General features: G+C 46.7%; 27 protein-coding genes. 11 read left to right on the top strand and 16 right to left on the bottom strand.

Annotated features, from left to right (window positions below; all coding sequences use genetic code 11):
• The 6 genes from CWI73_RS00875 to rpsB all read right to left on the bottom strand — a co-directional run bounded on the left by CWI73_RS00875 (position 1) and on the right by rpsB (position 4,768).
• Positions 1 to 867 (bottom strand): phosphatidate cytidylyltransferase, encoded by an 867-nt coding sequence (locus tag CWI73_RS00875; RefSeq protein WP_126751128.1) that lies wholly within the window; start codon positions 865 to 867, stop codon positions 1 to 3.
• Between the two features lie 3 nt (positions 868 to 870).
• Positions 871 to 1,644: a polyprenyl diphosphate synthase gene (gene uppS / locus CWI73_RS00870; RefSeq protein WP_126751127.1), complete on the bottom strand. Its 774-nt coding sequence runs from the start codon at positions 1,642 to 1,644 to the stop codon at positions 871 to 873.
• 81 nt (positions 1,645 to 1,725) lie between these two features.
• Positions 1,726 to 2,283, bottom strand: a complete 558-nt coding sequence (frr, locus tag CWI73_RS00865) for a ribosome recycling factor (protein ID WP_088768400.1) — start codon at positions 2,281 to 2,283, stop codon at positions 1,726 to 1,728.
• Positions 2,284 to 2,313: 30 nt separating this feature from the next.
• A complete protein-coding gene (gene pyrH / locus CWI73_RS00860; RefSeq protein ID WP_126751126.1) occupies positions 2,314 to 3,048 on the bottom strand; it encodes a UMP kinase in 735 nt (244 codons plus the stop codon).
• Between the two features lie 97 nt (positions 3,049 to 3,145).
• Positions 3,146 to 4,024, bottom strand: coding sequence for a translation elongation factor Ts (gene tsf, locus CWI73_RS00855; RefSeq protein WP_126751125.1), 879 nt, complete (start codon positions 4,022 to 4,024; stop codon positions 3,146 to 3,148).
• Between the two features lie 15 nt (positions 4,025 to 4,039).
• Positions 4,040 to 4,768, bottom strand: coding sequence for a 30S ribosomal protein S2 (gene rpsB, locus CWI73_RS00850; protein WP_053952693.1), 729 nt, complete (start codon positions 4,766 to 4,768; stop codon positions 4,040 to 4,042).
• A 317-nt stretch (positions 4,769 to 5,085) separates the two neighbouring features.
• On the opposite strand from rpsB, the gene map reads away from it, so the two are divergent.
• From map to dapD, 3 genes are read left to right on the top strand one after another with little or no spacing between them, the layout of a single operon-like run.
• Positions 5,086 to 5,877 carry a type I methionyl aminopeptidase gene (gene map / locus CWI73_RS00845; protein WP_126751124.1) on the top strand — a complete coding sequence of 264 codons (792 nt, stop codon included), beginning with the start codon at positions 5,086 to 5,088 and terminating at the stop codon, positions 5,875 to 5,877.
• Between the two features lie 12 nt (positions 5,878 to 5,889).
• Entirely contained in the window at positions 5,890 to 8,526 is a 2,637-nt protein-coding gene (glnD, locus tag CWI73_RS00840) for a [protein-PII] uridylyltransferase (protein WP_126751123.1), read from the top strand.
• Between the two features lie 9 nt (positions 8,527 to 8,535).
• A complete protein-coding gene (gene dapD, locus CWI73_RS00835; protein ID WP_126751122.1) occupies positions 8,536 to 9,360 on the top strand; it encodes a 2,3,4,5-tetrahydropyridine-2,6-dicarboxylate N-succinyltransferase in 825 nt (274 codons plus the stop codon).
• 12 nt (positions 9,361 to 9,372) lie between these two features.
• On the opposite strand, the gene truC is transcribed toward dapD, so the two are convergent.
• Positions 9,373 to 10,089, bottom strand: a complete 717-nt coding sequence (gene truC / locus CWI73_RS00830; protein WP_126751121.1) for a tRNA pseudouridine(65) synthase TruC — start codon at positions 10,087 to 10,089, stop codon at positions 9,373 to 9,375.
• On the bottom strand, positions 10,089 to 10,433 hold the full coding sequence (locus tag CWI73_RS00825; protein WP_126751120.1) for a YqcC family protein: 345 nt from the start codon (positions 10,431 to 10,433) through the stop codon (positions 10,089 to 10,091). The genes truC and CWI73_RS00825 overlap by 1 nt, the downstream gene beginning before the upstream one ends.
• Positions 10,434 to 10,525: 92 nt before the next feature.
• Here CWI73_RS00825 and CWI73_RS00820 point away from each other — a divergent pair, with 92 nt between their 5' ends.
• Positions 10,526 to 11,551, top strand: coding sequence for a DUF3549 family protein (locus CWI73_RS00820; protein ID WP_126751118.1), 1,026 nt, complete (start codon positions 10,526 to 10,528; stop codon positions 11,549 to 11,551).
• A 4-nt stretch (positions 11,552 to 11,555) separates the two neighbouring features.
• Complete coding sequence (locus CWI73_RS00815; protein ID WP_053952700.1) at positions 11,556 to 11,867, top strand: DUF3301 domain-containing protein; 312 nt, start codon at positions 11,556 to 11,558, stop codon at positions 11,865 to 11,867.
• On the opposite strand, the gene CWI73_RS00810 is transcribed toward CWI73_RS00815, so the two are convergent.
• From CWI73_RS00810 to syd, 3 genes are all read right to left on the bottom strand, one after another.
• Positions 11,838 to 12,152, bottom strand: a complete 315-nt coding sequence (locus tag CWI73_RS00810) for an Mpo1-like protein (RefSeq protein WP_053952701.1) — start codon at positions 12,150 to 12,152, stop codon at positions 11,838 to 11,840. The two genes, CWI73_RS00815 and CWI73_RS00810, sit on opposite strands and share 30 nt — an antisense overlap.
• Positions 12,152 to 12,835, bottom strand: coding sequence for a GNAT family N-acetyltransferase (locus tag CWI73_RS00805; protein ID WP_126751117.1), 684 nt, complete (start codon positions 12,833 to 12,835; stop codon positions 12,152 to 12,154). The genes CWI73_RS00810 and CWI73_RS00805 overlap by 1 nt, the downstream gene beginning before the upstream one ends.
• A 65-nt stretch (positions 12,836 to 12,900) precedes the next feature.
• Positions 12,901 to 13,452 (bottom strand): SecY-interacting protein, encoded by a 552-nt coding sequence (gene syd / locus CWI73_RS00800; protein ID WP_126751115.1) that lies wholly within the window; start codon positions 13,450 to 13,452, stop codon positions 12,901 to 12,903.
• Positions 13,453 to 13,511: 59 nt separating this feature from the next.
• Between syd and queF the strand changes: the two genes are divergently transcribed.
• On the top strand, positions 13,512 to 14,342 hold the full coding sequence (gene queF / locus CWI73_RS00795; protein ID WP_126751113.1) for an NADPH-dependent 7-cyano-7-deazaguanine reductase QueF: 831 nt from the start codon (positions 13,512 to 13,514) through the stop codon (positions 14,340 to 14,342).
• A gap of 12 nt (positions 14,343 to 14,354) precedes the next feature.
• Here the strand turns inward: queF and CWI73_RS00790 are convergent, their stop codons facing one another.
• Positions 14,355 to 16,136: a M61 family metallopeptidase gene (locus CWI73_RS00790; RefSeq protein WP_126751112.1), complete on the bottom strand. Its 1,782-nt coding sequence runs from the start codon at positions 16,134 to 16,136 to the stop codon at positions 14,355 to 14,357.
• Between the two features lie 151 nt (positions 16,137 to 16,287).
• On the opposite strand from CWI73_RS00790, the gene CWI73_RS00785 reads away from it, so the two are divergent.
• The 5 genes from CWI73_RS00785 to CWI73_RS00765 all read left to right on the top strand — a co-directional run bounded on the left by CWI73_RS00785 (position 16,288) and on the right by CWI73_RS00765 (position 22,271).
• The gene (locus tag CWI73_RS00785) at positions 16,288 to 17,835 is read left to right on the top strand and encodes a GGDEF domain-containing protein (RefSeq protein ID WP_126751110.1); all 1,548 of its coding nucleotides are present in this window, start codon (positions 16,288 to 16,290) and stop codon (positions 17,833 to 17,835) included.
• 59 nt (positions 17,836 to 17,894) lie between these two features.
• On the top strand, positions 17,895 to 19,250 hold the full coding sequence (ppnN, locus tag CWI73_RS00780) for a nucleotide 5'-monophosphate nucleosidase PpnN (protein WP_126751109.1): 1,356 nt from the start codon (positions 17,895 to 17,897) through the stop codon (positions 19,248 to 19,250).
• A 7-nt stretch (positions 19,251 to 19,257) separates the two neighbouring features.
• A complete protein-coding gene (locus CWI73_RS00775) occupies positions 19,258 to 19,644 on the top strand; it encodes a DUF3192 domain-containing protein (RefSeq protein WP_126751107.1) in 387 nt (128 codons plus the stop codon).
• Positions 19,641 to 21,161: a hypothetical protein gene (locus tag CWI73_RS00770; RefSeq protein ID WP_126751105.1), complete on the top strand. Its 1,521-nt coding sequence runs from the start codon at positions 19,641 to 19,643 to the stop codon at positions 21,159 to 21,161. Before CWI73_RS00775 ends, CWI73_RS00770 begins: the two co-directional genes overlap by 4 nt.
• Positions 21,162 to 21,266: 105 nt before the next feature.
• Positions 21,267 to 22,271 carry an isocitrate dehydrogenase gene (locus tag CWI73_RS00765; protein ID WP_058579339.1) on the top strand — a complete coding sequence of 335 codons (1,005 nt, stop codon included), beginning with the start codon at positions 21,267 to 21,269 and terminating at the stop codon, positions 22,269 to 22,271.
• A 43-nt stretch (positions 22,272 to 22,314) separates the two neighbouring features.
• Here CWI73_RS00765 and rlmM read toward each other — a convergent pair whose 3' ends face one another.
• From rlmM to CWI73_RS00745, 4 genes are read right to left on the bottom strand one after another with little or no spacing between them, the layout of a single operon-like run.
• Positions 22,315 to 23,400 (bottom strand): 23S rRNA (cytidine(2498)-2'-O)-methyltransferase RlmM, encoded by a 1,086-nt coding sequence (gene rlmM, locus CWI73_RS00760; RefSeq protein ID WP_126751103.1) that lies wholly within the window; start codon positions 23,398 to 23,400, stop codon positions 22,315 to 22,317.
• Positions 23,400 to 23,780: a DUF423 domain-containing protein gene (locus CWI73_RS00755; protein ID WP_126751101.1), complete on the bottom strand. Its 381-nt coding sequence runs from the start codon at positions 23,778 to 23,780 to the stop codon at positions 23,400 to 23,402. The genes rlmM and CWI73_RS00755 overlap by 1 nt, the downstream gene beginning before the upstream one ends.
• Positions 23,777 to 24,403 carry an alpha/beta family hydrolase gene (locus tag CWI73_RS00750; RefSeq protein WP_241968799.1) on the bottom strand — a complete coding sequence of 209 codons (627 nt, stop codon included), beginning with the start codon at positions 24,401 to 24,403 and terminating at the stop codon, positions 23,777 to 23,779. The genes CWI73_RS00755 and CWI73_RS00750 overlap by 4 nt, the downstream gene beginning before the upstream one ends.
• Entirely contained in the window at positions 24,400 to 25,299 is a 900-nt protein-coding gene (locus tag CWI73_RS00745; RefSeq protein ID WP_058579342.1) for a transcriptional regulator GcvA, read from the bottom strand. The genes CWI73_RS00750 and CWI73_RS00745 overlap by 4 nt, the downstream gene beginning before the upstream one ends.
• Positions 25,300 to 25,320: the final 21 nt, after the last annotated feature.

Here is a 25,320-nt window from a genome sequence, read left to right as displayed (position 1 = left end):
TTAATGCAAAAACTCCAGGTAAGCTAAAGTAAATACAGGAACCGCAGCTGTAAGACTGTCTATTCGGTCTAAAATTCCACCGTGTCCGGGTAAAATTGAGCCACTATCTTTCACACCGGCACTACGTTTGAACATACTTTCATTTAAGTCACCAAACACTGAGGCAACCACAGTAAAGAGTCCCGTGAGGTAATAGCCCGTAAACTGATCAGCCGGCACTTTTGTCCAATGCGCAACAACCATCATGACAACAAAAGCTAAAGTCACGCCACCGCAAAGGCCTTCCATTGTCTTGCCTGGGCTGACTGCGGGCATCATTTTATTACGACCATAACGCACACCGGCAAAATAAGCGCCTACGTCAGCTGCCCACACCAGCAAGAGAATAAACAGAACGACCCAACCACCAAAATAGGGATTGTCTTCAAAATTAATTGAGCGAACAGTCATTAAGGCCGCCCAGGTCGGAATGAAAATAAGCATTCCAAACACGCCAACAATTGCCCGTGTCCGAGACCAAACACGTCGACTCGATGGATAATTGACAATTAAAGCCAGTGCTATCACCCACCAAACACCGCCAAATACTATCGTGTAATAAGTCACGCTGTTTAATGCGCCGTCATTTCCCCATAAATCGCCCAAGGGAACCAGCCACGACAACACACCAATTATGGCTCCTATAAAGGCAACATATGCAATTCTTGCTGATTTACGACGTACCCCCATTAGCGGAGACCATTCCCAGGCGCCCATCATAATGACGGCCTGAATAAACAATGAAAAGCCCCAAAGTGGGAGCAAAAAGACGCAATAAAGCGCAATTGGAATGAGTAATAATGCCGTTATAATTCGTTGTTTTAGCAAGTGTTATTCCTCTGTTCGAGTGTCTATGTCTTGCATTAACATAGTTAGCTGTTCACTTGTCAGCCCAAACCGACGTTCACGCTGTGCAAAATCGTTAATGGCCGCTGCAAAGGTTGTATCGTCAAAGTCTGGCCATAATACCGGCGTAAAGAACAGCTCTGCATACGCCAGTTGCCATAACAGAAAATTGCTGATGCGGTGCTCGCCACCTGTGCGAATCAATAAGTCAGGTGTGGCTTGGTCAGACAGCATTAAATTATCTGCCAGCGCCTCTTCTGTTATTTCTTCTGCGGTTAAGTCGCCACCTTCAACTTTTTTGGCCAACGCCCTGCAGGCTTGAGTAATATCCCATTGCCCGCCGTAGTTGGCAGCAATGTTCAGAATTAATTGGTCATTGCCTGCTGTTTTTTCTTCTGCTTGAGCAATTTGCTTTTGCAACCTTTTCGAGAAGCGGCTTTTATCGCCAATAATGCGTAGCTGAATATTATTCCCGTCCAGCTTCACCACTTCTTTTTTAAGAACCGACATAAACAGCTCCATTAACAGAGAAACTTCTGTCGCGGGTCTGTTCCAGTTCTCACTACTGAATGCAAAAAGCGTCAACGACTCTATGCCGTTACGTCTTGCAAAGGCAACCGCACGACGCACCGCTTCGGCTCCGGCCTTGTGACCCGATGTCCGTGCTTTGCCACGCTGTTTCGCCCAACGCCCATTACCATCCATTATAATAGCGACGTGTTTGGGAACTAATTGTTTTATTGACGGTAGCTCTTTCATGTATCAGCCATGAACATTAAAAAACGCCGTGCGAGTATACCTGACACGGCGTCATACACCAATGAAGTCATCACCTGATGATTATATTTCCATCAAGTCTTCTTCTTTCGCTTTTAGCGCTTCGTCAATTTGCTTCACGTATTTATCGGTCAGTTTTTGAACTTCATCTTCCGCTTGGCGTTCTTCATCTTCAGTGATTTCTTTTTCTTTCAACAACTCTTTAATGTCACCGTTTGCATCGCGACGAATGTTACGTACGGCGACACGGCCTTGTTCAGCTTCCGCACGAACAATCTTCACTAAGTCCTTACGACGCTCTTCCGTTAGCGGTGGTAACGGAATACGAATAACAGCACCTGCAGACGCTGGATTCAAACCTAAGTCGGAATCCATAATTGCTTTTTCGACGGCTTGCGATGATGATTTATCAAATACAGTCAGAGCCAGAGTCCTAGAGTCTTCAGTCGTGATATTAGCCAACTGTTTAAGCGGCGTATCTGTACCGTAGTAATTAACCATGACACCATCAAGAATGCTTGGGTGAGCACGACCCGTACGTACTTTTGACATTTGACTGCGCAGTGATTCTACACTCTTTTCCATGCGCGACTTTGCATCTTCAATAATTTCTTTTATCACTGTTTGTACCCTTTAATCTTAGAATCTGTCTTATTCTGCTTCGTGACTGATCAGTGTACCTTCTTCTTCACCAAGAATCACTGATCGTAGAGAGCCAGGCTTATTCATGTTGAATACCCGAATTGGCAAGCCGTGGTCCCGGGCTAGCGTAAATGCCGCTAAATCCATGACTTTCAGTTGTTTCTCCAGCACATCATTGTAGCTTATGTGCTTATATAGTGTGGCATCCGGGTTACTCACCGGATCATCTGAATAGACACCATCAACTTTGGTTCCCTTAAGAACCATTTCAGCTTCTATTTCGATACCGCGTAAACATGCTGCGGAATCTGTGGTGAAAAACGGATTTCCCGTACCCGCAGAGAAAATAACAACGCGGCCTGATTTAAGCAAACTAATGGCTTCGGCCCAGTTGTAGCTATCGCACACGCCGGTCAATTCAATTGCTGACATAAGGCGAGCGTTAACGAAAGCCCGGTGCAATGCATCACGCATAGCAAGACCGTTCATGACCGTTGCCAACATACCCATGTGGTCGCCCACAACCCGATTCATACCGGCTTTAGCAAGGCCTTCTCCGCGGAACAAGTTACCGCCACCAATGACCAAGCCGACCTGAACCCCAAGTTCAACCAGTTCTTTAATTTCTTGCGCCATACGGTCTAAGACCTTGGCGTCGATACCAAATGGCTCATCGCCCATAAGCGCTTCACCACTGAGCTTTAACAATATGCGTCGATAACTGGGTTTAGGATGGGTAGTCATTATTGCCTCTACTCTTTTTTAGGTTAAAAAAAACCGCGTCCTGAACGCTCAAGACGCGGTTGTATTTTATGTTATCAAGTTGGTCGAAACCACCAGATTAACCTTTGTTCGCTGCTGCCACTTGAGCCTGAACTTCAGAAGCAAAGTCTTCTTCTTTACGCTCAATGCCTTCGCCCACTTCAAAGCGCACGAAAGTAACAACGTCAGCGCCAGCTTTCTTCAATAATTCACCAACAGTCATTGATGGATCTTTAACGAAAGGCTGACCAGTCAGGCTGATTTCGCCGGTAAACTTACGCATACGGCCTTCAACCATTTTCTCAGCGATTTCTTTAGGCTTACCGCTTTGCATAGCGATATCAACCTGAATAGCACGCTCTTTTTCAACAACTTCTGCGTCCACGTCTTCAGGTTTAACAAACTGAGGGCTGCTTGCTGCAACGTGCATACACAGGTCACGAGCTAAGTCTTCATCACCACCGTTTAATGCAACAGCAACACCGATGCGAGCACCGTGCGTATAAGTTGCAACAACGTCGCCAGCTTCAATCGTTTGAACGCGACGAACATTCATGTTCTCGCCGATTTTAGCGACTAAGTTTTCGCGAGTTTTCTCAACGGTTTCACCACCGATGTCGGTTGCTTTCAGTTTTTCAACGTCGTTTTCTTTGTTTGCAAACGCAGCGTTGATAACTTTCTCACCGAAGCCTAAGAAGTTTTCGTCACGAGCAACGAAGTCAGTTTCACAGTTCAGTTCAACTAATGTCGCCTGGCTGCCTTCAGACTTAACTAAAATAACACCTTCAGCGGCAACACGGCCCGCTTTCTTAGCGGCTTTTGCCTGACCACTTTTACGCATCAGTTCAATTGCGGCTTCCATATCGCCGTCGACTTCCTGCAATGCTTTTTTGCAGTCCATCATGCCAGCGCCTGTGCGCTCGCGCAGTTCTTTAACTTGAGCTGCTGTAATTGCCATGATCTCTATCCTCGATTATTCACTTGCTTCGACGAAGTCGTCAGAGTCTTTCGCTTCAACCTGTGCTACGCGCGCTTCTTTAATCGCATCAGCAGCTGAGTTCAGGTATAACTGTACCGCACGGATTGCGTCATCGTTACCTGGAACAATGTAGTCAACGCCGTCTGGATCTGAGTTGGTGTCAACAACAGAAACAACAGGAATACCCAGGTTGTTCGCTTCTTTAATTGCAATGTGCTCGTGGTCAGCATCGATAACGAAAAGAACGTCAGGCAAACCGCCCATGTTCTTGATACCGCCTAAACCTTTCTCAAGCTTTTCCATTTCGCGGGTGTTAACCAACGCTTCTTTCTTAGTCAGCTTGTCGAAAGTGCCGTCTTGGCTCATTGTTTCAAGGTCTTTCAAACGCTTGATAGACTGACGAACTGTTTTCCAGTTAGTCAGCATACCGCCTAACCAACGGTGGTTAACGTAGTACTGACCACAGTTATTAGCTGCTTCTTTAACCGCTTCAGACGCTGCGCGCTTAGTACCAACAAACAGGATTTTACCTTTGTTTGAAGCAACGTGCTGCATGTAGCTCAACGCATCGTTGAACATTGGCACAGTCTTTTCGAGGTTAATGATATGAATCTTGTTACGAGCGCCGAAAATGTAAGGTTTCATTTTCGGGTTCCAGAAACGAGTTTGGTGACCGAAGTGGACACCTGCTTTCAGCATGTCACGCATTGACACGTTAGCCATAATATTTTCCTTTTGTAAGGGGTTAAGCCTCCATACACCCCATAAGCCGACTTAGTCTAGCTAAGCACCCCGCCTTATGTGCCGGTGTATGTGTGGATTATACAATTGTTTATTAAGTTGCTATTTGCGGTGACCATTTATTAAGAGAATATCCGACCAACCGAAAAAGCGTGCGTTTTATACCATAAAGCCGCTGCAACAACAACTAAAAACCACTTAAATCGTGTTTTTAGAATCCCTTAGTGAGTGAACATAGCGAAGTTTTACTGCGGCTGTTAAACTGTCGTTTTTTATGAGCGGTATGGACGAATAACAAAATGAGCATCTCTATTAAGACTCCGGAAGAAATTGAAAAGATGCGCGCAGCGGGCAAGCTCGCCGCCAGTGTTTTGGAAATGATAGGGGAATACGTAAAACCCGGTGTGACCACTGAAGAGCTAGATGACATTTGCCACAAATACATAACCGATCACGGTGCCTATCCTGCTCCGTTAAATTACCACGGTTTCCCTAAATCCATTTGCACTTCGGTTAACCATTGCGTTTGCCATGGTATCCCCGGACCAAAGAAACTCAAAGATGGTGATATCATGAATATCGATGTCACAGTGAAGCTCGATGGCTATCACGGCGATACTTCCAAAATGTTCGTCGTTGGTAAGCCTTCTATTTTAGCTGAACGTCTGATTCGAGTAACCCAGGAGTCTCTTTATAAAGCCATTGAAATGGTTAAACCGGGTATTCGTCTTGGTGACTTTGCAAAAGTCATTCAGAAGCACGCTGAAGGCCACGGCTATTCAATCGTTCGCGAATATTGCGGACACGGCATTGGTGCGGTTTTCCACGAAGATCCTCAAGTTCTGCATTACGGCAAAGCAGGTACTGGTGAGGAGTTAAAACCCGGCATGTGCTTTACTATTGAGCCTATGGTCAACGCCGGAAAACGCCAAACAAAGCTTATGAAAGATGGTTGGACAGTATTAACGAAAGATCGCAGTTTAAGCGCGCAGTGGGAACATACATTACTAGTAACTGACAACGGCGTTGAAGTGCTTACTTTGCGTAACGACGAGACTGATTTACAACGCGTCATTGAACACAACGACTAAAGGTATACGCTTATGGCCAATGCTGACAATGATAAAGACTTTCACGGCCATTGGCCCAGCCGTAACAGCCCTCCGCAAACAAAAGACTATAAAGAGTTACTGACCAGTTACCAAAACTGGTCAGCCACTCGTTTTGTTACCGCTGACATTGACGAACTGGTTCATCACCGAGCCACTTTTTTTGATCAATTACTCGAACAATTGTGGTCACAATTTGAACTTAATGAAGAGCCCGCTACTTTAATTGCGGCAGGAGGCTACGGTCGCGAAACTCTGCATCCCGGCTCTGATATTGACCTACTGATACTGGTTGACCCAAAAAGCGATAGCCTTCGCATGGTTGAAGACAAACTCAGCCGGCTCATTACTTTTCTATGGGATTTGCACCTGGATATCGGCCATTCTGTTCGCTCCATAGATGAATGCTTTCAACAAGCCGCTGACGATATTACCGTTGCAACCAATCTCATTGAAAGCCGTTTCCTCACTGGCTCAGAGGATCTATTCAATGAATTTCAGCAGCACTTAATAAATGATTTCCCCTGGAGCAGCCGTGATTTTTATCAGGCAAAGTTGGATGAGCAGCGACAGCGGCATCAGCAATACCACAGTACATCCTATAACCTCGAACCCAATATTAAGTCTAGCCCGGGCGGACTGCGTGATATTCAGACCATAGGCTGGATTGCTAAGCGTCATTTTCAGACTCATTCAGATGAAAACTTGGTTGAGTATGGCTATATGACCGCCGATGAATTCGTTGAGTTAAGGGACTGTATGAACTGGCTTTGGCGGATACGCTTTGCACTGCATATAGAAGCCGGAAAACGTGAAGATAGACTACTTTTCGACTTCCAGCCCGGTGTAGCGGTACGGTTAGGGTACGGAAACGAAGGGAAGTCGTCCGTCGAAACAATGATGAAGGACTACTTCAAGGTGGTTCTTCGAGTCAGTGAGCTCAACCAAATGTTATTGCAGTTCTTTCATCAGGCTATTTTAGGCACGCAAGACCTTCAGGACGCTGAGCTCATTGACCGTGACTTTGCTATCTCGAATACACTACTAACCGCACGTCATGACGAAGTTTTTGACAACCCGGTTAACTTAATTCGAGCCTTTGTTTGTATTGCCGAGTACCCACAGATAACCGGCATTCATTCGAACACTATCAGGCTAATTCGTAACGCCCGTGCGCAGTTGACTGAGCCGCTTAGCCACAACCCAGACTGTCGAAATAAATTTAATCAGCTTATTCAGCATGAGCGTGGATGCGGTTTGGCATTTTCGTTAATGCACCATCACAGTGTACTGGCCAGCTACTTGCCACAGTGGCAGCAAATTGTCGGGCAAATGCAGTTTGATCTTTTCCATGCTTACACGGTAGACGAGCACACCTTCCGCTTAGTCAGGAACTTGTATCGGTATAGCGACGAGAAATACGCCGAACAATTTCCGCTGTGCGAAAAAATTGTGCAGCAAATGGAACGTAAGTACTGCTTATATTTAGCCGGTATCTTTCACGATATTGCCAAAGGCCGCGGCGGAGACCACTCAGAGCTGGGTGAAATGGATGCTCGCAACTTCTGTCATCAGCACGGATATTCCGAAGACGATGCAGAGCTGGTTGCCTGGTTAGTGCGTCACCACTTAACCATGTCTGTTACCGCCCAAAAGCGTGATATTCACGACCCGGAAGTGATTCAGGAGTTCGCTAACCAAGTACAAACCGTTGAACGCTTGGACTTTCTCTATTGCCTGACGGTTGCTGACATTCGAGCTACCAACCAGTCATTGTGGAATAACTGGAAAGCGACTCTTTTAGAGGAGCTCTACAACGCAACTGCGTATTTACTGCAACAAGACAGCAGCCAACCCACACTGGATGTCCGTGAAAAAATAAAAGAAAACAAAGCCAGCGCAATGGCACTATTGCTCAGTGCCGGTTTTGATAAAAGTGACATTAACGCCCTTTGGGGACGCTTTACGGCAGACTACTTTTTTCGTCACACCGCAGAGCAAATTAGTTGGCATTCGCAGCACATTCTGAATTTGCCGACCGATCAGCTGCCGCTTATTTTGATTGGCGATGAAAACAACTATGGCACTACCGAACTGTTTATCTATCACCATGAGGAAAGTCATTTATTTGCGTCTGTTGCCGGCGTTCTGGACAGTCAGCAACTCAGTATTTTAGACGCACAAATACTGGCAACACGTGATGGCTTTGTTATGGATACCTTCATTGTTCTGCAGCGCGACGGCAAACCGTTAACAGAGCCGCAACGCATTGAAGAAGTAAAGCAACAGCTGCTGGATGTCCTGCATAAACGCGTTCCTGTTCCTAAAACCAACCGTCCGCTTTCGCGACGAATGAAGAACTTCTCAGTGAAAACAGAAGTGACTTTTATTCCGAGTAAGCATCAGGGGCGCACAACTTTTGAGTTGATAACACTAGACAGACCGGGACTTATTGCTAAACTGGCGGCTATTTTACAACAGCAAAACGTCACCTTATTGGCGGCCAAAATCACCACCATTGGTGAGCAGGCAGAAGATTTGTTCATTGTAACCTCGGAAGACAACACGTCGCTGGATGAGCAACAAAAACAAGCGCTTAAACAACAGATTATCAAAGACTTGGAGTTTTAAATTAGAGCCATGGAACACATTAAACAATTAATTACTGATGCTTTCGACAATCGCGACCAAATAAACGCCAACACCGATAACGATGAGCTACGAGAAGCGGTACGCTACGTCATTGACGAAATCGATCGCGGTGAACTGCGCGTTGCCGAAAAAGTGTCAGGCGAATGGGTCGTACACCAATGGCTTAAAAAGGCGGTTCTGTTGTCTTTTCGATTGAACGACAATGACTTAATTGAAGGCGGAGAAACTCGCTTCTGGGACAAGGTGCCGGCAAAGTTCGCTGACTACGACAGTGCCCGCTTCCGTGCCGAAGGCATGCGTGTCGTGCCGCCGGCTATGGTGCGCAAAGGCGCTTATATCGGTCGTAACGTTGTTGTCATGCCATCTTATGTCAACATCGGTGCCTACGTTGGTGAAGGCAGCATGGTTGATACCTGGGCTACCGTCGGCTCTTGCGCACAAATCGGTAAAAACGTGCACTTGTCGGGTGGCGTCGGCATTGGTGGCGTACTCGAGCCATTACAGGCAAACCCAACCATTATTGAAGACAATTGCTTTATTGGTGCGCGCTCTGAGATCGTTGAAGGCGTTATCGTGGAAGAAGGTGCCGTTATCTCTATGGGCGTTTACATTGGCCAAAGCACCCGCATTTATGACCGGGAAAATGACCGCATTCTATATGGTCGTGTACCAGCCGGAGCTGTTGTTGTACCGGGCTCACTGCCTGCAGCAGATGGTACTCATAGTCTTTATGCCGCTATTATCGTTAAGCGTGTTGATGCGAAAACGCGCGCCAAAGTGGGTATAAACGCCCTACTTCGAGGCGCTGAATAAACAACAATAGGCTTAATCTGACTGAAAGGCCTTAAGAAACTCACCCGGAAGTGGCACTGTTAATGAAATGGTTTCGCCACTTACCGGGTGTTTAAATTCCACTCCCGTTGACGCTAATAGCAATCTATGGCTGTCAAAATGTTCCCGAAAGAACCGGTTATGGCGACCGTCACCATGGTTCGTGTCACCAATAATAGGATGACGAAGGTGTGCCATGTGTCTACGTAGCTGGTGCTTGCGTCCTGTTTCAGGGGTTAACTCGACTAACGAATAACGCGTCGTGTCGTGCTTTTTGCTGACTTTAAAGGGTAATTCCACTTTTTCCAGGCAGCGAAAATGCGTCACAGCCTCCTGTGCCTCTTTGTCTTTATCCGCCTGTGCGTCAGCAATTTTATCAAGCTCTTCTTTTAGCGGATAATCGACAGTTCCTTCCTCAGGTAAATAGCCACGGACTACCGCATGATATTGTTTTTTTACCTGGCTAGTGGCAAAGCTTTCCGACATTTTGGTCGCTATTTCACTACTTAGCGCAAAGATTAAAAGTCCGGAGGTAGGCCTGTCGAGGCGGTGTACAGGGTAAACATGCTGGCCAATTTGGTCGCGCAGCATTTGCATGGCAAATTCCCGGGCCTCACTAGCAATGCGACTGCGGTGAACCAATAAGCCACTGGGCTTGTTAATAACGGCTAAATCATCGTCCTGATAAACAATATCCAGAGGTGGTCGCATTAAAGATCATCCTGCAAAGGGTCAGTGCCACTTAGCAGAACGTCGAACTCACGGATAAGACTAATAAGTTGCTCATATTGTTCGAGTTCATTACGGTAGGTGTGAGCCGCCATTGGGCTTATAGAAGTGCCTTCCGGGAGCGGCCGCTGCCCGTCAATGAGTGACCACATTTTCGGTATCATGATAAATTGCAGCCACTGATGAAATTCCAGGGTATCAACCGCAAAAGGTTGCTGACTTTCGAGTGCCTGAACTGGCGGTTGGTGAGACTGCCAAAGACCTAAACTATTGAGCTCGCGTTCAATCCTATCTAATAATCGAGCCGCTTTCTGATACTGCTCCATATCAGACTCCGTTACCACATGAGGTTATTAATCGTTATAATGGCGCAATAGTGGTTTAATACGTTCCAAAATTCAAGTGAAATGGAGTTTTTGTGTCAGAGCAGAGCATTACAACCCTGGGTGATTTTCTAAAAGCAGGCCAAACCGAGTACCAAGTTTTTGACATTGGTCGTTGCTTAACTGAGCTCTCTCAGGAGCAGTTCGACGCGATTGAGCATCAGCAACAGCCATACCCTTATCCAATTGCCCGTCAGGCTCAAATTGCCGTTCTGTTCCAACACAAAAGCGCTGAACAACCACCCTATTTATGGTTTCTGCAGTTTCCATTAGACGAGCGTGGCCTGCTTAACCTGGCAGCGCGAAATCAATATCTCGAGTATGTGATTAACGCGCTGGGGCACGAAATTACCGGCGAGCTCACTGAGGAACAACAAGAGCAGTTGCAGCAGAACCCCTATTTGCTCACACCGTCAGAAACACAGCGAGCAGCCTTGCACGCTCATGTTCAATGCCAACATAACTTATCACCGTCTATTCATTTTGAGGCGGCTGAGGCTTATTTGCTAAAACCAAACGGCAGTCAGAATTGGCAAAATATCGGCTTACAAGGGCTTCATGATGTTGCTGCACGTTTAATGCAGCGTAACGATATCAGTGCGGCCATTGCTGAACACTTTGCGAGCTACCCCGACGGTGTACGTTCGCCTCTGGCCGCGGCACTCGAGCATCAGTCTATACCAGCGCACTTACGCAACGCGTTACTGGAGCTGATAAACACAGAAAATTCAGAGCTCATAACAGACGCGTTGAGAGCATTAGCAAGCGCGTCAGATGAGCCAAGAGTGCAAAAACAAATTGCGTCACTGATTAAGACCGCTAATGCGGACCAATTGGTCGTTATTGCGGCTCGTTTATGGCGTGTTTTGGCAAATCCGACAACCTTAAATAGTTACCTCAACGCTATTGCTAAACTGGATGTGACCTTATTTGACGCGCTTTTCCAAGACATCATCGCACTGCCAACGGTGCGTCCACAGTTACTGTCTGTCATTGCGCAACAGCAACTTTCAGAGCCGGTACAACAGGCGCTGAACCGCTTGAAGTCGCAGGTGCAATAACCGTATGAATTTACTCGATGTCATTGTCTTTCTGGTTTTACTGCTTGCGGTTTGGGTGTTTTGGCAACACCGACAGCAATCGGAAAGCGCTCAAAAACACGCCATTTATTACTGTAAGCAACAAGGTTTGCAGTTCTTAGACATTCGGCGAGATAAAACGCACTGGTCGTTTAAAGGCAGTCAACCAGGTTGGCGCAGTACCTTTAAACTGGGCTTTTCCAGTGACGGTGAAACCCGCTACGAGGGGGATTTAACACTACACAATCAGCGGTTAATTGGTGTCGAGTTACCGCCCTTTAGAGTGCCCGGTCAGTAAGTTAACCCAAGCGTCTTTGTACATAACCCAGTCGCCCATCAGGCTGTACAGTGGGTATTTGAAGGTCGCCGGTTTGTTTTTCTCGAAAATAAAGTGACCTAGCCATGCAAAGCCATAACCAATAACCGGCACAGCCAACAACCACCAGTAGCTTTGAGTAAACAGCGCATAGGCAAGTACAATGAGTACCAGAGTGCTGCCAATATAATGTAAGGCTCGGCAACGCGTGTCGGAATGCTCCTGTAAGTAGTAAGGGTAAAACTCTTTAAAGCTGGAGTAGCTCATTATTCAGCCTCCTCCTTTGGGTAAAACAACAACTCACCGGGCAGTGTTTCAAATTCGATTTGCGCTTGCAGACGATACCCACGCTTTTTGAAAAAGGCCTGATAGTCTGCACGAGTTACAAAGACTGCAATTCCCTGAGACTCGGGGTCTTCCTGAAACGCTGACTTCGCAGCCTCCACCAATAAATGACCAATGCCCTGCTGTTGGTACTGTGGCGCTACCGCAATAAACGCCAGCATATGGTAAGGAACATTTGGCATCGCTTCCTGAATACGGCGCTCTTTTTCCATGACTTGTTTGGTACTTAAGAAGCCCGCTGTCAACAACATACTAATGCGCCAATGCCAAAAGCGCCCGGGGCCAAAGCTTTTTCCCGGTCGGGTCAGGCAGGCTACGCCCAGTAAGGTACCACCATCTCTAATGCCAATAATTGGCTGCCCGCTTTCCCAAAATGAGGTGAGATCTTCCCGAATAGCGGCTCTTAACCGTTTATCATAGTCCGCTTTGTCGGCGCGAAAAATCTTTTGCAACAGCTCGTCGTCATAGTAAGTCTGAAAAAGTAACGAGGCTGCAACCTTCAGGTCTTCAGCAACCAGGTAGGTCAACTCCCCCTGCACCTCGCCACTGCTTTGTTCACTGGCGTGTTGTATTTCCTGCTCTGTAGCCTCTGTTAGCCCCTGCATCCCGGACAACCTCTTTGTTATTCTTGATAAACATCAAGCTAACCTTTTTTTAACAGACTGTCGAGTCACTCAATTGCAGAAGAAGGGTCCTTTGGTTGGCACTTTATCAGCCAGTCTTCCAGAGAGTCAGCAAGGTACTCATGCTGCTCTTTGCCAACCCACTCTAAACCGACTTGCCCGGTCGAATTATCGATAGACACCAACAAGTCATCATTCTCAACACCTAAACCAATAAACACCGTTTCGGGTTGTTTTAAACGACGCTTCATAAGGATATGACCGGTCAGATTTGCCAATAATCGCTCACCGTCCTCAGGGCTTTGCACTTGTAATAAAGTCACCGGATGCCCGTCGTATTCCAGCGATAAATCACCGGCAAACCAGCGCCCAAAGACCGTTTTTATACTGTCATGGAAAGTTGTTTCAAGGGCCTTTTCCAGGTCTTCAAAAGACAACGGCGACGCCTGCTTAACGGGGCTCCACTCTACCGTATCATCATCTATTACAGTGCCATAAATGGGACTACCCCATTCCGAAACATACTCGGTATAACGAACCGGCAATTTCTCAACGTAGCTTTCAATGAGGTTATCTAACACACTTTCTAAATTCTGCATCTGGTACTGCTCACTCAGACATTTTACAATGGCGTCATTGTACGTACGGAGTGACACAAATGCCAAAAAAGGATGCACTCGGCCATTTAAGCCTTGGCCAGCAAACCGAATACCCAAGCCAATACGATTCCACTCAGTTACAGGCTGTTCCACGCTCATTAAACCGGGAGCCTATTGGCATTTCAGGCGAACTTCCCTTTAGCGGTGTTGATCAATGGACCGGTTATGAACTCTCATGGTTGAATACCAAAGGCTTACCGCAAGTAGCTATCGGTTATTTTGAAGTGCCTGCTGCCAGCCCTAACCTGATCGAGTCAAAGTCTTTCAAGTTATACCTTAACAGCTTTAATGACAGCCGTTTCGACACTTGGAGCGACGTTCAAAACATTATGAAAAAAGATTTGTCAGCCTGTGCAGGCGACTCAGTGTCTGTCCAACTGACCCCATTAAGTCGTGTGGCTCATGAAGCTATTGCTGACTTTCAGGGCGAATGCATAGACACGCAGGATATCGATATTGAGCATTATGATTACCGCCCGGAGCTGTTGAAGCTTGAAGACAATGCTGAAGAAGTAGAAGAAAAGCTGCACAGCCACTTGCTAAAATCAAACTGCTTAATCACCAACCAGCCCGACTGGGGGTCAGTCTCCATTCATTATCAGGGGCCTAAAATAGACAGAGCGGCTTTATTAGCTTATTTGGTGTCTTTTCGGGGTCACAATGAGTTTCATGAGCAATGTGTCGAGCGAATTTTTCAGGACATACTCGCTCTTGGTGTTAAGAAGCTGAGTGTTTACGCACGCTACACACGACGAGGTGGGCTGGATATAAACCCGTTTCGCTCCAATTTCGAGCCAGCGCCGCAAATGCAGCGCATGGCCCGTCAGTAAAGGTTCAGGAAGTTACGCGTTTGGGTGCGGAATTTGCAACCACTGTAAGAAGCGCGCTTTCTGTTCAGCAGTAGGCGCGTCTACTGGCTTAATCGAAGCATCGGTTGCCGGTGTCTGCTCGAGCTTCAGCGTTTTTTCATGCAATTGATTACGACGGAAGAAAGTGACCTTAACTTCGTCACCCGCTTCATACTCTTGAAGCGCTTCCTCAAAACGCCCCTGCATAACCGTATGGCCGTCGTACGCAACAATGACATCATCCGGCCTAAAGCCAGCTTCCCATGCCGGGCTACCACGGCTGACTTGAGTCAACTCCATACCACCGTCTACTTTTGATGCACGCCAACCTGTCCAGTTTTCTGGCTCATCATTTTCTTCGTAGACCAGCTTTAAGCCCGCATCGTTCAGCATTTTCTCAAATGGAATATCGGCTGCTGGTGTTTCGACATTGTTCTGCCACCATTGCTGCCACGAGTCACCAGTTAAGTCATTAAGAATTGCCAGCACATCGCTGGCCTTAAAGCCCTGTTCGTCGGCATCAAAGCGCTTGTAAAGTTCGTTGTGTACATCGCGATAGCTAACCTCACCGTCCGTTGCCTCAAGTAACGCATTATCGAGCATCCAGGAGACTAACGCACCTTCCGAATAAATACTTACGGAGTCGTTGTGAGCACGATCTCCATACTGATCAATCCAAGCTTCAAAAGAAGCCTCTGCCACTGACATAACCTCGCGGCCAGGCTTCGCATTATAGCGATCGATACCGCTCGCTAGCCGCTCAAAGTACTCTTCCGGTTCCATAATGCCTGCCTGCAGCAGCAAATGATTTTGGAAGTAACTGGTTGAGCCTTCGGCTATCCAGAATAAGTCTGTATAGTTCTCTTTTTGGTAGTCGTAAGGCACCAGACCGTCTGGCCGATAAGCCTTCACGTTCCAGGTATGTACGAATTCGTGAGATGCCGTCGACATAAACGACAAATAATCATCCCGACTGGCAAAGCTATAACGTGGGCGTTGAATAACCGTTGAATTTTTATGCTCGGTTGCCCCACCAGCCCCGGAAGTTGCATGAATCATAAAAACGTAGCGCTCATAAGGGTAACTGCTCCAAATAGAGTCACCGGTAGCTACTAATTTTTCCAGGTCTGCAACTGTCTGTTCAGCGCCGTAGTTGCCTTCGCCCCAGAACACCACTTCATAGTCGCGTCCGCCCTGTTCAAAGGCAAAGTGCTTATTAATACCTGTTTCTATTGGCGAGTCGACCAATACATCCCAGTTATCGGCGACAAAGCTATGATCACCCTCGCGCTCCATACCGGAATAGCTGCGCCACTCAGAAGGTACGTCTAAGGAAACTTTGACCGGGTCGTTACGCCATTTATCAGCGTACATAAAAACCGCGGATGCATCTAAGTAGGCGTGGCTGTCGTCAATATGACGACTTCTGCGGCCCAGCTGATCAGCATAGATTTCATAATTAACCGTCACTTCACCCGCGTTTTTCGGTAAGTGGATACGCCAGGTACTTTTATCCACTTTTTCCCAGCGCAGGTTCTGTCCGTTCGTTTTCGCGGTAAAGTCCCTAACTCCATTGGCCAAATTTAAAATACGATAATACCCTGTGCGCCAGGCCGGCATTTTAATGTCCAGAAACTGCTCGTTCGTTTCAGGGAACGTAATGCTAACGTTCCCTCGCTGGTGTTCTGGTTGAGTCAGATCAATTTTATAGTCAGTATCTGCCCAAGCCGCAGAAGATGTTAATAGAACCGATAATGCTAATACGCTTATACGCACAGTACGTCCCCGCTATTTTCGACTTTTTTGTTAGGAAATAAATGATAAGACTACCACAATCTGGGAGTAGTATTTAATGAAGAAACCGATAAACTTTGTCACCTAAAGGTTCGTATTAACCTAAGTTGTCAGTAAAGTAAGAAGGTGAGTAGTGTCAATACCTGAAACACCGCAAGAGCAGGTGCAACACCTAAGCAAGAAATTAAAACAAAGCATTCAGTCGAGAAAACAACTCGAGGACGATTATCGCCGTGACTCAGAGCGCTACTCTGAGTTTGTTAATCAGTTGTGCCTGGCGCTCAATGGTGTTGACAACGATTTAGACTCCATTATTCACCAACTTCGTAGCCAAATTCAGCAAAATGCATCGGCTGCTGTACTTGACCCGCTGATTGAAAAGCTCAGCGGTGCTATTGCTGATTACACCATTAAATTTCAGCAGCAAACTAAGCAAACCACTGACACTATCTCAAACGCTTTGGCGAAACTCGAACCCTCAACAAGGCAAGCTGAAAAAGAATTGGCCAGTATTGAGAAAGCGTTTGAAAAGCCGACCATGGCGCTTACCCACTATTTGCCGCTGGTTAATCGCTTACTGAATTTATCACACCAATGCGCTGTCACTAAAAACGAACCCAAAGCAGATGCCGTTGCTACTGAGACCTATCAAGCTCAATTATTTGATTTGTTAAGCGAAGTTGAATTTAGCGGTAACTCCGCAGAAGCATTACAACAAGTTAAAACAGCGCTGCAAAAACCTCAAAGCCTCGACACCCTGATGACCATCAGCCTTAAAGTTATGCGGCTTATTTTCAACAGCGTGAATGAAGAACGTAAGTCGGCTCAGAGCTTTTTACAGCAACTCAACGCTTCATTAGAGTCTGTTAATAGTATTCTGGGTACGACGGTTAGTACCTCCGTTTACTTTGACGAGCAGCGCAGCGAGCTCAATGAAAAGCTAAAGTTGGGCGTATCTGATATTTCTGACTGTGTTCATGGTGCTTCAGAGCTTTTCGAACTGAAGGAAACGGTAGGCAGCAAGTTAGAGCAACTGGGGGTTACGTTGGAGCAGCATATCTTGCTACAAAACCAAGAGCGCGAAAACTTCACCAAAAATACTAGCGAACTTGAAGACAAATTACGCCAGACAGAAGCGGAAGTTGAGCGTTACAAGCGAGAGCTGGCACAACAAAAATTCCGCAGTTTACAGGACGCGTTAACAAAATTGCCTAACCGCTCTGCGTTTGAAGAACGATTGAATATGGAGTTTGCACGTTGGCAAAAAGGGCAAACCGCTCTCACCATCGCCATTGCCGATGTTGACTTTTTTAAAGACGTAAATGACAACTTCGGACATATTGCGGGCGATAAAACCCTGCAGGTCATCGCTGGCACCTTGAACAAAGCGCTAAAAAATGATGGTTTTGTTTGTCGCTATGGTGGTGAAGAATTTGCTATTATCTTTTGTCTTGATGAGAATCAAGTAAAAGAAAAGATGGAATTAGCCCGAGAAAAAGTCGCTAATATCCCATTTAAGTTTAAAACTGACGATATTCGCATTACTGTATCGGCAGGCGTGGCGTCTTTTAAAAATAACAACGACACCACAGTGTCTGTTTTTGAGCGTGCTGACAAAGCACTGTATCAAGCGAAAGAAAACGGACGAAACAACGTTATTCTGGCACCGGACGGATACTAATGATGAGGTGCCATATAAGGTGACAAGGGTCACCCTTTGTAAAGGAGTATTAAATAATAATGAGAGCAAGTATTTCTCCCAGAGGCACGATGTCTCTGTTGTCACAACTAGAAATAGAACGACTAAAAAAATCTTCAAACAGCCAACTCTATAAGCTTTTCAGAAACTGCTGCCTTGCCGTATTGAATGCCGGTAGTAACACCGACAGCAGCGCAGAGATTTACGACAAGTACCAAGACTTCTCCGTTAATATCATACGCAAAGAGCGCGGCATAAAAATCGAACTCATTGAGCCGCCAGAAGAAGCGTTTGTTGACGGTGAACTTATTGTGGGTATTCGTGAGCTACTGGAATCAGTACTTCGAGACATTCTATTTACCGGCGAGCGTTATTCAGAAGAGGAGCTTAAAGACGCAGATAGCGCCACCCTAACCCATGTTGTTTTCGATATTCTGCGCAACGCTCGTACCGTTCAGGCCATGCAAGAGCCTGACATGGTGGTATGCTGGGGTGGTCACTCAATTAGTGAAGAAGAGTACAAGTATACCAAGGAAGTAGGTTACCAGCTGGGCCTTCGTGGTTTGAATATCTGTACAGGTTGCGGTCCCGGCGCTATGAAAGGCCCTATGAAAGGCGCGACTATTGGTCACGCTAAGCAGCGCATCAGCGGCGGCCGGTATTTGGGATTAACAGAGCCAGGCATCATTGCCGCTGAGCCACCTAACCCTATTGTCAACGAACTGGTCATTTTACCGGACATTGAAAAGCGTCTGGAAGCCTTTATTCGTTGCGCACACGGCATTGTTATATTCCCCGGTGGCGCAGGCACTGCCGAAGAACTGCTTTATTTACTGGGCATTTTAATGCATCCGAAAAATCAGCAGCAAAGCTTACCGGTCATTTTAACCGGGCCTGAAAGTTCACGTGACTATTTCGAAGCCTTAGATGAATTCATTATCGAGACATTGGGTGAAGAAGCTCGTCAACTGTACCGTATTATTATTGCTGACCCTGCCAGTGTCGCTCAGCATATGAGTGCCGGTATGGCTTCGGTGAAGCAGTATCGCCGCGACTCGGGCGATGCCTATTACTTCAACTGGACATTGTTTATCGACGACAATTTCCAGCGCCCATTTGTGCCAACACACGACAATGTGGCCGCGTTGAACTTGCACCCTGACCAACCAAAAGAAGAGTTAGCCGCTGACTTGCGTCGCGCCTTCTCAGCTATTGTTGCCGGTAATGTGAAAGACGACGGTATTCGCCGCATTCGCGAAAAAGGTGTATTCACCATTCATGGTGAAACCCAGTTAATGAAGCGACTGGACGTATTATTGCAAGCGTTCGTCGAACAAGGTCGTATGAAGTTACCGGGTTCGGTGTACTATCCTTGCTATAAAGTCGTTACTGATTAAGCGGGTTATGAAAAACAAAGTTTTTGTCATTTTAGCCATAGGCGCTGTTAGCTATCTGGCAATTGTCGGATTAGTCCTGATGTTGTATCAGGCTGATCCGGCCGATCTTAAATGGCAGGAGCGTGAAACCTATAATGCACGTCAAATTGGTCAACTCGACTTAGGCATGTCGAAAGACAGTGTTATTCGGATATTAGGCTCTCCCGACATCAATGAAGCTAAATCGTCTGAACAAGGTGACATGCAAGTTCTGTTTTACCGTACTCATCATGTTACCTCTGACGGTATTACGACCAAAGACGAATGCACCCCTTTGGTGTTCAAAAATAATGAACTTATTGCCTGGGGTAATGACTCTTACCAAGACTACCAGAACGCTCAGAGGCGACAATGAACAAGCTCGCTAATTGTTGTGCTAAAGCTTACGGGCTAATGGACAAGCATGACATTCGCCAGCTGTATCAATTTGTAAAGTCGCTTGATGAAGAGTTTCAAGAGTATCGCTGGCCTGAATTACTTCCCTGCTACGCTCAGGCCCGTTTCGAAAATAACGATAAGCTCGTTGAGTTCCTGGCTCAGGCTGTTAACGCATTAAAGTTAGGAAAAGCTCTGGCTTTGCACACCCATTACCGGCGAGTATTAGCAGCCGCTTGTCTGAGTGCCTGTATTAATGACAGTGTGGATTACTGGCGCTCTAAGCAACTGCGCCAGGCGCTTTGGTTAGAAGCATTGAAACCCTTGCGTTTCGACTCACATGATATTGCGTTTTATCGGCATTGGGTGGCGCTCATATCGCGGGTTCAGCAACAGCGTGTGGCTCCGGAAGTTGAGTTCGCACCTCAACTAAACAGTATTTTCCGATACAAGTTCTGGCCATTAATGAAGCAAAGCGCCGGCTTTTGTCGTTATTTTACAGGCCAACGCTTTAAGCACACTAAAAAGTCGCGTTCCGCACTACTGATGGATTATCAAAAAGGTCAGTTTTTATTGGCATTTCCTCATAAGCTGCATACGCCATTTTATGTGAGTGCGGAGCAGCTAAAGCAGTGGCAGCCGACTAACGAACCAACAGACTCAGACATTCTCGAGTCACTGGTGAAACACCGGGACTTTTTACTTGAGGCCAGACCCTCTACTTTGCAAACACCGAAAGCATTGCTTACAGCCATTAATCGATACGCGAACGCGTCCGGTTCACTCAATGCGGTGATACAGCAAATTAGAAAAGTGCCCTATTTAAGCGAGTCGATGCATCAGTCCGTCATAGAGAATGAACGCATCAATAATGATGAAGCCGCTAAAATGGATATTAAGCAGGCGTATCTATGGTTGGGCGCCAAACGCGCTTCCATTATTCTTGCGACGGCTTTTTTGCAGCACCAGTTTTCGCTAAATAGTATACCGCTGCATAAGGCACTTACGCAGCGTATCAATTTACTGTGTAGACTACTGGAAAAGCTCAGCGAAAGTAGCGGTATTAGGCTCCCAACCCCGGCTCCGCTGTTAGCATTGCTGTCAGGTGCCAACCTGTTCCGCCATCCTGAGTTATTAAAATCATCTAAATGGCCAAAAGTATCGGTTATCGAGCACTTTTATTGCAGTAGCTGGGTCGGCTCAGCGTTAGATCCGGCTGACTTTAGACGCAGTCGTCAACTGGTTGCTCGCTGGCAACTGCCCGAGAAGACACACTTACTGCTTGATCCAGAACAAACAACTGACAAAAAGTTAACCGCCCTATTCTACGTTGCCCATTTTCTGGCGGTTAAGGTGTATCACCCACAAGCAGAATTAAGCGACTCGGCTCAGAAGCTGCTAGACTCTTGCTATGAAGCATTAGGAGCAACACCAACGAGTGCTCAAAAAGTGAAGCAGATAGCAGCGTTTGAGAGTCATTGTCACTCTCCCTTATAGCACCTATTCACTTGGTGAATAATGCTTTTCTAGTCACATAAACTGTAGGGGTGGTAGAATTACTGCCTGTATTTAGTTGTAACACGGTTTGAAGGAACTCTTTAAATGAGCAAGACAATCACAGTTATTCCAGGCGACGGTATTGGTCCCGATATTGTTAAGTCGGCAACAGCCATTCTCGACAAAGCAGGTTGCGATTTTGAATACGAATATGTAGAAGCCGGTTTAACCGCTTTAGAAAAAACTGGCGAGCTTCTGCCACAGAATACACTTGATGCTATCGCTCGTAACGGTGTTACTTTAAAAGGTCCATTAACGACCCCCGTTGGCGAAGGTTTTACCTCGATTAATGTCAGTCTTCGCAAGCACTTCGGGCTGTACGCAAATATGCGTCCCGTATTGTCGTTCAAAGGTACTCAGGCACGCTACGAAAATATTGATATCATTACTATCCGCGAGAACACCGAAGGCATGTACTCAGGCCTTGGTCAAAAAGTCTCAGAAGACGGTAACGAAGCCGAGGCTATGAGCAAAATCACGCGTGAAGGTGCTGAGCGTATCGTGCGTTTTGCTTACGAAACAGCCCGTCGCGAAGGCCGTAAAAAAGTAACGGCAGTACATAAAGCCAATATTTTGAAATCCACTTCTGGTTTATTCCTGAAAGTAGCTCGCGAAATTGCCGAAGAATACCCAGATATCGAATCTGCTGAGATGATTGTCGATGCGGCGTGTATGCGCTTAGTTATGAACCCGGAAGAGTTCGACGTTATTGTCACCACCAACCTCTTTGGTGATATTTTGTCAGACTTATGTGCCGGCCTCGTCGGTGGTTTGGGCATGGCGCCAGGCGCTAACATTGGTAAAGACTGCGCCATTTTTGAAGCGGTTCACGGCTCTGCACCAGACATTGCGGGTAAAAACCTGGCCAATCCAAGCTCTGTTATTCTGGCTTCTATTCAAATGCTGGAATACTTAGGCATGGCCGACAAAGCGGAAAAGATCACCAAAGCTCTGGCGGACGTTATTGAGTCCGGCGATCGCACCACCCGCGATCTCGGTGGTTCGCACGGCACAACAGACTTTACTCAAGCGGTTATCGACCGCCTGTAATCAGTTTACAGCAGGCTTTCCCGGTGAAAGCCTGCTCGTCCCTTTACTGCTTCGGTAGCCAGCGCAAGTGAACTGTTATTTCTTCACGATCGTGATACAGGTGCTTGGCCTGAATTTCGAATGGCTTCGTGCCCTGTGTCTGTAGCTGGTCTTTTATTTGCTCCAGATACTCTTTCACCGCAGCATAGCGCTGACGCATGGGTAACTTCAGGTTAAAAATAGCTTCCTGACAGTCGCCTTCAAGCAACCAGCTTGTCATTAACTCACCGACTCGGGCTGGCTTTTCAACCATGTCACAAACTAACCAGTGAATGTTTTTGCGTTTTGGGCGAAACTTAAAGCCATCTTCTTTTACATGCTGAACCTGCCCGGTTTCCATTAACGCCTCAGCCATAGGGCCGTTATCAACAGCCTGTACCATCATACCCCGACGCACTAACTGATACGTCCAGCCACCTGGCGCAGCACCTAAGTCGACGGCCTTCATACCGGGATGTATGCGTTTTTCCTGCTCACTTTCAGGAACAAACACTTGAAAAGCCTCATCGAGCTTCAACGTCGAACGGCTAGGCCCGTCTTTTGGCATTCTTAGACGTAAAATACCGCCGTCATAAGGTGTCTGGTTATAACTGTATGAATACCCGGTCAGAGCATGTGCTGAATTAACAAAGAGTACATGCAGTAAAGGACGCTTTGCCAACGGTTTATTACTTAACAGTTCTTCTTTTCGCAAAGCCTGACGAAGCGGAACACTGAACTTCCGACAAAACTTTGATAACTGATTAGCTTCGTTTGTATCAGGTGTTTCCACCCGGAGCTCGCCAGCCAAGCCGAAGGTTTCCTGATGCGGCTTTAACGCTTTTATCACCTCACTGGCTCGGTCTTCAACGCCAGCCAGTTTAATTGGGCTAAGCAAAGCGAACATTTCGCGTGCGAACACCAAGTCTTTCAACGGAAGCTTTCTGGCAATATGCTCCGCTTCTTCAGCCTGACAATTATAAGTAACATAAGCCTGGTTCGGCTGTGTCTGGCAGTATCCGTAAATACCAAGATCAGTCGCTTTATCCTGAATTTCAGCGGCGCAGTCGCCTTCAAAACCAGCGCGACACAATAAAATAATTCCGCTCATTAACTTACTGCTCCTAACTTTATTGCGCCAATAAACAAGCTTATCCAGCCTGCAATAAATAGCAAACCACCTAAGGGTGTTATAGGCCCGAACCACTTAATACCGGTAAGCGCTAATGCGTATAGACTACCAGAAAACAAAATAACGCCGGCTATCCATAAATAACCGCTTGCCACAAACCATCCAGACGTTGTCTGTTTAAGCCATAAGGCTAACGCTAGTAGCGCTAGTGTATGGTAAAACTGATAGGTTACACCGGTCTCAAAAGCACTCAGCAAACTCTCACCTAATTTCGACTTAAGACCATGCGCAGCAAAGGCGCCTAACATAACACCCGTTGCACCTAAAAATGCCGCAACGATTAAAAATAACTGAATCACTGAATAAACTCCTTAATTGCCGTAGCCGCTTGCTGCCAAATAACGGGCGTGTCTGCCGATTTTGCTTTAGTTGCTTCAAAGCCGTGATCAGCCCCTTCCAGCCAACGCAATGACCAGTTGTCAGGTAAAATTACACATTCACCCTGCTCTTTCTTCTTCATTAACGGTTTACTAAAGGGGTCTCGAGTTCCCTGTAAAATAAGCCCCGGAGCTTGGCTCAGTGTTAACTCATCCAACCGTGAATTTTCTGGTTTTTGCGGGGGGTGGAACGGAAAACCTAATGCAATAGACGCTTGAGCATTGAACTTGTCAGCCACGCGCAACATCACCCGGCTGCCCAGCGACTTCCCCATTAAAACTAACGGTTTGTTGTCCTGCTGCAGGTCTTGCAGTAGAGACTCGACTGCCTCAACAAGGGTTGGCATTCTGTTAGGTGGCCTGGGCTTACCGGTTTCTCTTACTTTTTCCCAGTACGGAAAGTCCGGGCGAACCACTTCAGCGCCAAAAGCCACACATTGCTCAGCGAAATAATTCATAAACCCAGTATCGGGACCTCCGCCAGAGCCATGCAGAAAGATAATCCTCATAGCACCTTCTGGATTTTGCCGCTGATAACGCATCATTCCTTAAATTCCCTTTCTTCCTGCTGCACTATGTCCAGCAGCCATTGCCGAAAGGTCGCGATTTTACCGATTTCGGCCTGGTTGTCACGACAAACCAAATAAAAGGCTTTATTCCGCTGCAACGCTTGGGGAAATATTCTCACCAAATGACCACTGTCAATTTCAGGCTTTACTAACACGTTATTGGCTAAGGCCACCCCTTGCCCATGTACCGCTGCTTGCAGCGCCAGGCTCGAGTGACTGAACACCGGGCCGTTATCGCCTTTATATTGTGGCAAACCAACTAACTGAAACCAGTCTTTCCAGGCATTACGCGTTTCATCATGTAACAGTGTTTGTTTAAATAAATCTGCCGGCTCCGTTATGTCGGCTTTATTCAACAATAAAGGCGAACACACTGGCCATAAGTATTCTTCATGAAGCTGATAGGATTTGACTCCGGGCCAGCGACCGTCACCGTAATAAATGGCTACGTCGACATCATCAGTCAGTGAACCGCTAATTTCATCAACTGCTTTTATACGAATATCCATGTCTGGGTGTGCTTCGCGAAAGCTGCTTAGCCGCGGCACAAACCATAAAATTGCGAAACTGGGAGGCACCGATACAGTAAGAGCTCCGCGCTCTGATACCAATCGCAATTTGTCGGTCGCTTGCGCCAACTGTTCAAAAATGTCCCGAAGCTCTAAATAGTACTCCTGACCTTCTTCAGTCAATAATAACGAACGGTTTCGACGAATAAACAGCTTAAGTTCGAGGAAGTCTTCTAACGCTTTAACCTGATGACTAACTGCCGCTTGGGTAACAAACAGCTCTTCGGCTGCTTTAGTAAAGCTAAGGTGGCGTGCGGCCACTTCAAAAGATTTTAGTGCATTTAAGGGAGGTAATTTGCGCATGCCGATACAAAAAAGCGTCTC

The sequence above is a fragment of the Idiomarina piscisalsi genome (genome assembly GCF_003987095.1).
In the GTDB taxonomy this organism is placed as follows: Bacteria; Pseudomonadota; Gammaproteobacteria; order Enterobacterales; family Alteromonadaceae; genus Idiomarina; species Idiomarina piscisalsi.
The sequence above is the reverse complement of the archived record's forward strand: the minus strand, read 5'-3'. Positions and strand labels throughout refer to the sequence as shown.